This is a genomic window from Paractinoplanes durhamensis (assembly GCF_016862175.1).
GTDB classification, from domain to species: domain Bacteria; phylum Actinomycetota; class Actinomycetes; order Mycobacteriales; family Micromonosporaceae; genus Actinoplanes; species Actinoplanes durhamensis.
Genome location: NZ_BOML01000083.1, coordinates 20,627 through 27,110, shown reverse-complemented (window position 1 = coordinate 27,110; position 6,484 = coordinate 20,627). Strand labels below are relative to the sequence as shown.

Below are 6,484 nucleotides of genomic sequence, written 5' to 3'. Positions count from 1 at the left end.
CCCCCGCAGCCGAGCTGGCCCCGCTGTCGAGCCAAACCCGGTCTTGTTAGAGCGCTCCGGCGCTCACATGGATTGGCGGCGGACCGTCTCCTCCGGAGGGCAACGCATGCCCTGATAGCGGCAGGCAGCCGCCCCCGGCCGCTGGAGGCATGCGGTTGCGGCAATCCGCTCTGACCTGTTCCTCAGGCGCATCGAGAGAACGGCGGGGTATCCGAGAAGAACTCTCGGAACTGCTGGCGCGTGATCTGCTGATCCCTGTTGCGCATGGGGTCACTTACGAGGAGTTCCAGCGACTGGCGGCTGGCCGACACGGAGCCCGATCCTGAGAGCGAGAGTCCTCGATCATTGACCACGCGAATGGCTCCGGCCGCTACAGCGAATCGAGCGCACTACGAGCGCAACAAGTGCCCTCAGGGCAACGGGTGCCTCAGCGCAACGGGTGCCTCAGGGCAACGGGTGCCTCAGCGCAACGGGTGCGCTCAGCGCAACCAACGCACCGTGGGGGTCTGGGGGCTCGGCCCCCAGGCAGAAATGCGAGGAGGCCCCGGTCCGCGCATTCCGCGGACAGGGGCCTCCCGACTCCGAGCGGGTGACGGGAATCGAACCCGCACTGTCAGCTTGGGAAGCTGATGTTCTGCCATTGAACTACACCCGCGTAGCGGCATCACTGTACCTGATGGGCGCGGGCTGTGGCGGTAGTGGCTCGCGTTAGCTGGCTAGGGCCAGCTGAGGGGATAACTCTGCCCTCCAGGTGCGGGACATCGGGGCCACGGTGGGGCTTGCGGCCAAGGGGATGGCGCCGGCGGGGCCGTGTTGGCGGAAGGTTGCCGTCTCTATGTGCAGCTCGTAGAGGTGCCAGTCGACGTCGGGGGACGCTCGCAAGGCCCCCGAAAGGGTGGCTATCACCATCGGGTCTTGGACTCGGGTGGCCTGGCCGGTCAGGTAGGCCTCGTCGTCGCACTCCTCCGGGGGGAACGAGTGGAGTGCGTAGCGGCCGTCTCGGGTCAGGTCTCCCCGTTTGGGGGAAGCCACCATGAAGCAGTAGAGGCCCTCGTCCGTGATTACCGGGGAGACCGGATGCAGCCTGGGGGCGCCGTCGGCGCGCACGGTGGCCATGTAGGCGAGGCCAGGACCGTACTGCTCGAAGAGGGCGCGGATGGCTGCTGCCAACGATGGGTCGGCGGAGGTGAAGTCGGACCAGGAAGCCATGGGGACATCTTATCGAACACATGTTCGACACGCCCACCAAAACACGCCGAATGGGCAGGTGGGTATGGTGTTGCGATGCTGCTCTCCGACCGTGACCTCGTCTCCGAGATCAAGTCGGGCGATCTCGCCCTGGAGCCGTTCGACCCCGCGCTCATGCAACCGTCCAGCATCGACGTGCGGCTGGACCGGTTCTTCCGGGTGTTCAACAACCACCTCTACACCCACATCGACCCGGCCGAGCAGCAGGACGATCTCACCGCGTCGCTCGAGGTCGAGGACGGTGTGCCGTTCGTGCTGCACCCGGGTGAGTTCGTGCTCGCCTCCACGCTCGAGGTGATCACGCTGGGCGAGCAGCTCGCGGGCCGGCTCGAGGGCAAGAGCTCGCTCGGCCGTCTCGGGCTGCTGACCCACTCGACGGCCGGCTTCATCGACCCGGGCTTCTCCGGGCACGTGACGCTGGAGCTGTCCAACGTGGCCAATCTGCCGATCAAGCTGTGGCCGGGCATGAAGATCGGGCAACTCTGCATCTTCCGGCTCTCCAGCCCGGCCGAGCACCCGTATGGTTCGGCCGTCTACGGCTCCCGCTACCAGGGACAACGTGGCCCGACCCAGAGTCGCTCGGCGCAGAATTTCCGGGTCTGGCCGACGCGCTGACACTGCCGCCAAGGCGGCAGACTGGCGCGATGATCGACGGGGAAGCTGCGGCTTACTTAACAAAGACCCGGATTGCGTACGACGTGGTAGCAGCCGATTACCACGTTCTGCTCCAGGACGAGATCGCCCGGACTCCCTGGGAGCGGGCGATGCTCGGTGGGTTCGCCGAGATCGTCGAGGGGCCGGTCGTCGACGTGGGGTGCGGGCCGGGGCGGATCACCGGGCCGCTGGCCGACCTCGGCGTCGAGGTGAGCGGCATCGACCTGTCCCCGCGGATGGTCGAGGTGGCCCGCGAGGTGTATCCGGCGATCCCGTTCCGGGTCGGCTCGCTGCTCGACCTCGACCTCCCGGACGCGAGCCTGGGCGGCCTGGTCTCCTGGTATTCGCTGGTGCACACCCCGCCGCACCTGCTGCCGTCCGCGTTCGCCGAGTTCTTCCGCGTGCTGCGCCCGGGCGGCCGCCTGCTCCTGGCCTTCAAGGCGGCCGACCAAGCGGCCGACCAAGCGGCCGGCAAAGACGGCGGCAAAGACGGCGGCAAAGCGGGCGGCAAAGACGGCGTGAAACGGCCACTGACCAGCGGCTACGGCCACGAGATCGAGCTGGACGTCTACTGGTTCCCGCCGCAGCGGGTGGCCGACCTGATGACCGCGGCCGGGTTCACCGAGTCGTTGCGACTGGTCCGGGCGGCGGAGGGCTACGAGGGGCAGCCCCAGGCGTACCTCCTGGGGGTGAAACCGGAGCGCTAAGCGCGACGGACCCGCAGACCGTTCCCCGCCGCGGTGCCCAGGATCTGTTCGATCTGTGCCCTGGTGAGGGTGCCGGTGGGGATCGGCAGGAGGCGGGTGCGGCTGCGCCCGAAGATCAACTGACCGGGCGCTTCCTCGACGAACCGGAAGGCGTTCCAGGCGTACGCGTGCCGGCTGGCCAGGCTGGAGCTGGCGACGCCGCCGTCGGTGATCTCGTAGGTGGTGAGGTCGCCGTCGCTCAGGGCGTCCCGGGTGCCCGCGTTGATCAGCAGCATCGGGATGCCGACCGCGATCAGCGCCCCGACCAGCACCAGCGTGAGGTAGCTGCCGCCGACGACGATCTGCAGAAGCAGGGCGAGGGCGATCGCGGCCCAGCCGAGCCCGCGCGCCGTCAGCACGAAGGGCCGGAGGCCACGCCGAACCGCCGAGGCGATGAGCCGGGCATCCGGCCGCGCGGTGATCTGAAGAAGCACTCCTGAAATGTAACTTTTCTGGACCTTGTCCGGATATCAGCTGGTCGGTCGAAGGGATCGGCCGGGAAAAGTCTCAGAGAGCCAGGATCTCGGCGAGGCGGCGCCACTCGGCGCGAGGGAGGCCGCCGGCCGCATCGGTGGGCAGGATCTGGACGGCCACGTGGTCGGCGCCGGCGGTCAGATGGTCGTCGATGCCGGCCCGGATCCGGTCGTCGGCACCCCAGACGACGGCCTGGTCGAGGAAGCGGTCGCTGCCGGAACCCGCCAGGTCGTCCGCGGTCAGGCCGCCACTGGCCAGGGCATTCGTGTAGTTCGGGAGGGCCAGGTAGGTGCGGGCCATCCGCCGGGCCACCTCGTGGGCCTGGTCGCGGTCGGTGCCCAGGAAGACCTTCTGCTCGGGGATCAGCAGGCGGTCGGGACCGAGGATCTCGCGGGCCTCGGCGGTGTGGGCCGGTGGCATCAGGTAGGGCAGGGCGCCGGCGGTCAGCTCACGAGCGGCGGCCAGCGTCTTCGGGCCGAGCGCGGCGATCATGCGCTCGTCCGGGGGTACGTCGTGCAGCTTCTCGGTCAGGAAGTCGCGCAGCCGGCTCAGCGGCTTCACGTACTTCTGGCCCAGCGACTCGGCGGTCGGCGCGTGGCCGGAGCCGACACCGAGATAGAAGCGCCCGGGGAACTGGGCCCGGATCCGCTGGTGACTGGCGGCCAGGGTGGCGCCGTCGCTGTGCCAGATGTCGACGATGCTGGTGCCGACGACCAGGCGCTCGGTGGCGGCCAGCACCGCCTCGGGCAGCTTCAGGTCGTCGGGCGGGCTGCCGCCGATCCAGACCGACCCGAAGCCGAGACTTTCCAGCTCCTGGGCCGCGGCGGCGATCTCGGCCGGCTCGGTCGACCATTGCCGGCTGGGGACCCAGATGCCGTAGCGCCCGAACGCGATCATCTCTGGATCGTACGATTGCGGGCGTGCGGTCGCCGCCGGCCGCGCGGGGAGAGGAGCGTCACCATGTACGTGTTGATCTCGAATTATCTGGTGCCGCTCGAGGAGGTCGACAAGGCTCGCGACGAGCACGTGGCCTTTTTGGACGGTCTCCTGCAGCAGGGCAAACTCGTCGTCGCCGGTCGGCAGGACCCGCCGGTCGGTGGGCTCGTGGTGATCGACGTCGACACCGAGGCGGAGGCGCGGGCGATCATGGCCCACGACCCGTACGTGCTGCGTAACCTCGCCGACTACACGTTCACCGGCTTCAAGCCGAGCCTCGGCAAGATCCTCTAGAGGTCGTCGCCGTTGAGCAGACCGCGAATGGTCAGGTCGGCGGCGACCCCCGGCGGGCACTCGTCGACGATCACGGCGGCGCCCACGTAGGCGTCGCCGACCAGCTCCCGCAGGGCCCGGATCTGGGCTCCGGTGGCCGCCCAGTCGTCGACCACGAGGACCCGGTCGGCCGGGGTGATCAGCCCGTCGCGTACCCCTAGACGTTGCTCTTCGCCTCGGTGATCGCTGGGCACCGTGGCCCAGCGCATCGGCTCGGCGATGGGCCGTCGCGCCCCGGCCCGGTAGGCCTCCACGAAGCCGGCGCCGAGCGAGCGGGCGACCAGCGGGCCGATCAGGAACCCGGTGACCTCGGGCGAGACCACCACGGTCGGGGCAGCATCGCGAAAGAGATCGCCGAGGGCGTCGCCGAGACCGGAAAGGATCACGGGGTCCCGCCACCAGCCGGAGCGGTTGCTGACCAGATATCCGGTGCCGTCGCCGGGGTCGGTCCAGCGAAACGCCGCCCGAAGGTGGTCACCTAGATCGGCTGCCATCCGGACATCCTGTCACCATCGCCCCGACCTACCGGCCGACACGGGAGTAACAGGTGGTCAGAACCGAGTCAGACTACGAGTCAAGTTGATGCAGTGACGTGCCCTGATCGGGCATGCTGTTCGGCGTAACCATGCCTACTCTCCCGCCGGGCCGTCGCCCGCTCAGCCCAGGTTCCCGCGCCGGACTCGGCGCGGCCCTCGTGCTGCTCGCCGTCATCTCGGCCGTGGAGCTCGCCGACGGGCCGCGCGCGCACTTCGTCGGCCTGCTCGCGGCCGTCCCGTTCCTCGCCGCCGTCTTCGCCTTCTGGCAGACCGTGCTGGTGGTCGGGGTGCTCGCCACCGTGGTCGGGATGATCTTCGTGGGGTCGGACCCTGAGCAGGGCATGGCCGGCCTGGTCACCATCCTCGGCATCATGCTCGCCACCGGCATCGCGGCGGCGGTGGCGACGGTCCGGCAGAAGCAGGCCGACCGGATCGTCGAGCTGCAGAAACTCGCGGCGGTGGCCCAGCAGGCGGTGCTGAGCCCGGTGGGCCCGCAGGTGGGCGCGCTGTCGGTGGCGGGCCGATACATCTCCGCGACCGCGGCCGCCGACATCGGCGGCGACCTCTACGAGGCGCTGGACACGCCGTACGGGGTGCGGATCATCATCGGCGACGTGCGCGGCAAGGGGCTGGACGCGGTCCGGCTGGCCAGCATCGTGCTCGGGTCCTACCGGCATGTGGCCTACGAGCGGGCCGATCTCAAAGCGGTGGTGGCCGACCTCGACCGGGCGGTCGCCCGCAGCGTCGGCGACGAGGACTTCGTGACCGCGGCCCTGGTCGAGGAGCGCGGGGGCACGCTCACCATCGTCAACTGTGGACATCCGGCGCCGCTGTTGCTGCGGCGCGGGCAGGTCATCTCGCTGGAGCCGCCGTCACCGGCGCCGCCGCTGGGCTTCATGCCGGAGGTGAAGCCGCGGGTGGAGCGGCTGGAGCCGGGTGACCGGTTGCTGCTGTTCACCGACGGCCTGGGCGAGGCGCGCCGGGAGGGGGAGTTCTTCCCGACGGCGGACCGGGCGTGGCGGCTGCTCGGTCACGGCACGGTCGGGGACGGGCTGGCTTCGCTCGAGACGGCGCTGGTCGATTGGGTGCACGGTCGGCTCGAGGACGACATCGCCCTGGTCCTGCTGGAATACACCGGCCCTGACGACGGCGCGACCGTCCCCATGCCTAGCTGGGAGGTCGGCGCCGCCGGCAGTTAGGCAGCGGCGGTTTCGGTCTCTTCGGCCGGTTTGGTGACCACCGGGCCGGGCGAAACGGGCGGAGCAGGCGAGACCGGTGCTTCCGGGATGGGGTCGGGGTGGCGGTGCCGGCCTACGTAGTGACGCGGCTGGTCGGCCTGACGGGGCTCGGGAATCAGGTTCTTGATCGCGGCGAACATGGCGCCCCCTAGCGCTATGGCGAAGTCTCTATCCCAAGCAACGAGCCGCGAGACACCTCGATACGTAGGGGGAATCTTTCTGGCCGAACGGCTGTACTGCCGCCCATCTGATCGGCCGGACTGGATGTGCGATACGGCCTTTGGTCACAGAACGCCTTGCGGCTTGTCCCTTCCTACCG

At 69.5% G+C, this 6,484-nt stretch carries 9 protein-coding genes and 1 tRNA gene; 4 read left to right on the top strand and 6 right to left on the bottom strand.

The annotated features are described in order from the left end of the window. Window positions 1-584: 584 nt before the first annotated feature. A tRNA-Gly gene (locus Adu01nite_RS44060) sits at window positions 585-655 on the bottom strand. Between the two features lie 53 nt (window positions 656-708). Next, window positions 709-1,209, bottom strand: coding sequence for a pyridoxamine 5'-phosphate oxidase family protein (locus Adu01nite_RS44055; RefSeq protein WP_203735355.1), 501 nt, complete (start codon window positions 1,207-1,209; stop codon window positions 709-711). A gap of 75 nt (window positions 1,210-1,284) precedes the next feature. Here Adu01nite_RS44055 and dcd point away from each other — a divergent pair, with 75 nt between their 5' ends. Together dcd and Adu01nite_RS44045 are read left to right on the top strand one after the other, a co-directional pair. Next, window positions 1,285-1,863, top strand: coding sequence for a dCTP deaminase (dcd, locus tag Adu01nite_RS44050; RefSeq protein WP_203735354.1), 579 nt, complete (start codon window positions 1,285-1,287; stop codon window positions 1,861-1,863). Between the two features lie 29 nt (window positions 1,864-1,892). Beyond that, entirely contained in the window at window positions 1,893-2,609 is a 717-nt protein-coding gene (locus Adu01nite_RS44045; RefSeq protein WP_239133175.1) for a class I SAM-dependent methyltransferase, read from the top strand. On the opposite strand, the gene Adu01nite_RS44040 is transcribed toward Adu01nite_RS44045, so the two are convergent. Both Adu01nite_RS44040 and Adu01nite_RS44035 read right to left on the bottom strand, forming a co-directional pair. Beyond that, window positions 2,606-3,082 carry a YcxB family protein gene (locus tag Adu01nite_RS44040; RefSeq protein ID WP_203735353.1) on the bottom strand — a complete coding sequence of 159 codons (477 nt, stop codon included), beginning with the start codon at window positions 3,080-3,082 and terminating at the stop codon, window positions 2,606-2,608. The genes Adu01nite_RS44045 and Adu01nite_RS44040 overlap by 4 nt on opposite strands. A gap of 73 nt (window positions 3,083-3,155) precedes the next feature. Beyond that, window positions 3,156-4,019, bottom strand: a complete 864-nt coding sequence (locus tag Adu01nite_RS44035; RefSeq protein WP_203735352.1) for a TIGR03620 family F420-dependent LLM class oxidoreductase — start codon at window positions 4,017-4,019, stop codon at window positions 3,156-3,158. A 63-nt stretch (window positions 4,020-4,082) separates the two neighbouring features. Between Adu01nite_RS44035 and Adu01nite_RS44030 the strand changes: the two genes are divergently transcribed. After that, on the top strand, window positions 4,083-4,352 hold the full coding sequence (locus Adu01nite_RS44030; protein WP_203735351.1) for a YciI family protein: 270 nt from the start codon (window positions 4,083-4,085) through the stop codon (window positions 4,350-4,352). On the opposite strand, the gene Adu01nite_RS44025 is transcribed toward Adu01nite_RS44030, so the two are convergent. Then, window positions 4,349-4,885 (bottom strand): phosphoribosyltransferase, encoded by a 537-nt coding sequence (locus Adu01nite_RS44025; protein WP_203735350.1) that lies wholly within the window; start codon window positions 4,883-4,885, stop codon window positions 4,349-4,351. The genes Adu01nite_RS44030 and Adu01nite_RS44025 overlap by 4 nt on opposite strands. Window positions 4,886-4,998: 113 nt before the next feature. On the opposite strand from Adu01nite_RS44025, the gene Adu01nite_RS44020 reads away from it, so the two are divergent. Further along, entirely contained in the window at window positions 4,999-6,126 is a 1,128-nt protein-coding gene (locus Adu01nite_RS44020; protein WP_203735349.1) for a PP2C family protein-serine/threonine phosphatase, read from the top strand. Here Adu01nite_RS44020 and Adu01nite_RS44015 read toward each other — a convergent pair. Continuing rightward, the gene (locus Adu01nite_RS44015) at window positions 6,123-6,305 is read right to left on the bottom strand and encodes a hypothetical protein (protein ID WP_203735348.1); all 183 of its coding nucleotides are present in this window, start codon (window positions 6,303-6,305) and stop codon (window positions 6,123-6,125) included. The genes Adu01nite_RS44020 and Adu01nite_RS44015 overlap by 4 nt on opposite strands. Between the last annotated feature and the right edge of the window lie 179 nt (window positions 6,306-6,484).

What these genes read in the sequence shown, in the direction of transcription:
- Adu01nite_RS44055 (WP_203735355.1), bottom strand. Translation starts at nt 1,209, where the DNA reads ATGGCTTCCTGGTCCGACTTCACCTCCGCCGACCCATCGTTGGCAGCA.
- dcd (WP_203735354.1), top strand. Translation starts at nt 1,285, where the DNA reads ATGCTGCTCTCCGACCGTGACCTCGTCTCCGAGATCAAGTCGGGCGAT.
- Adu01nite_RS44045 (WP_239133175.1), top strand. Translation starts at nt 1,893, where the DNA reads ATGATCGACGGGGAAGCTGCGGCTTACTTAACAAAGACCCGGATTGCG.
- Adu01nite_RS44035 (WP_203735352.1), bottom strand. Translation starts at nt 4,019, where the DNA reads ATGATCGCGTTCGGGCGCTACGGCATCTGGGTCCCCAGCCGGCAATGG.
- Adu01nite_RS44030 (WP_203735351.1), top strand. Translation starts at nt 4,083, where the DNA reads ATGTACGTGTTGATCTCGAATTATCTGGTGCCGCTCGAGGAGGTCGAC.
- Adu01nite_RS44025 (WP_203735350.1), bottom strand. Translation starts at nt 4,885, where the DNA reads ATGGCAGCCGATCTAGGTGACCACCTTCGGGCGGCGTTTCGCTGGACC.
- Adu01nite_RS44020 (WP_203735349.1), top strand. Translation starts at nt 4,999, where the DNA reads ATGCTGTTCGGCGTAACCATGCCTACTCTCCCGCCGGGCCGTCGCCCG.
- Adu01nite_RS44015 (WP_203735348.1), bottom strand. Translation starts at nt 6,305, where the DNA reads ATGTTCGCCGCGATCAAGAACCTGATTCCCGAGCCCCGTCAGGCCGAC.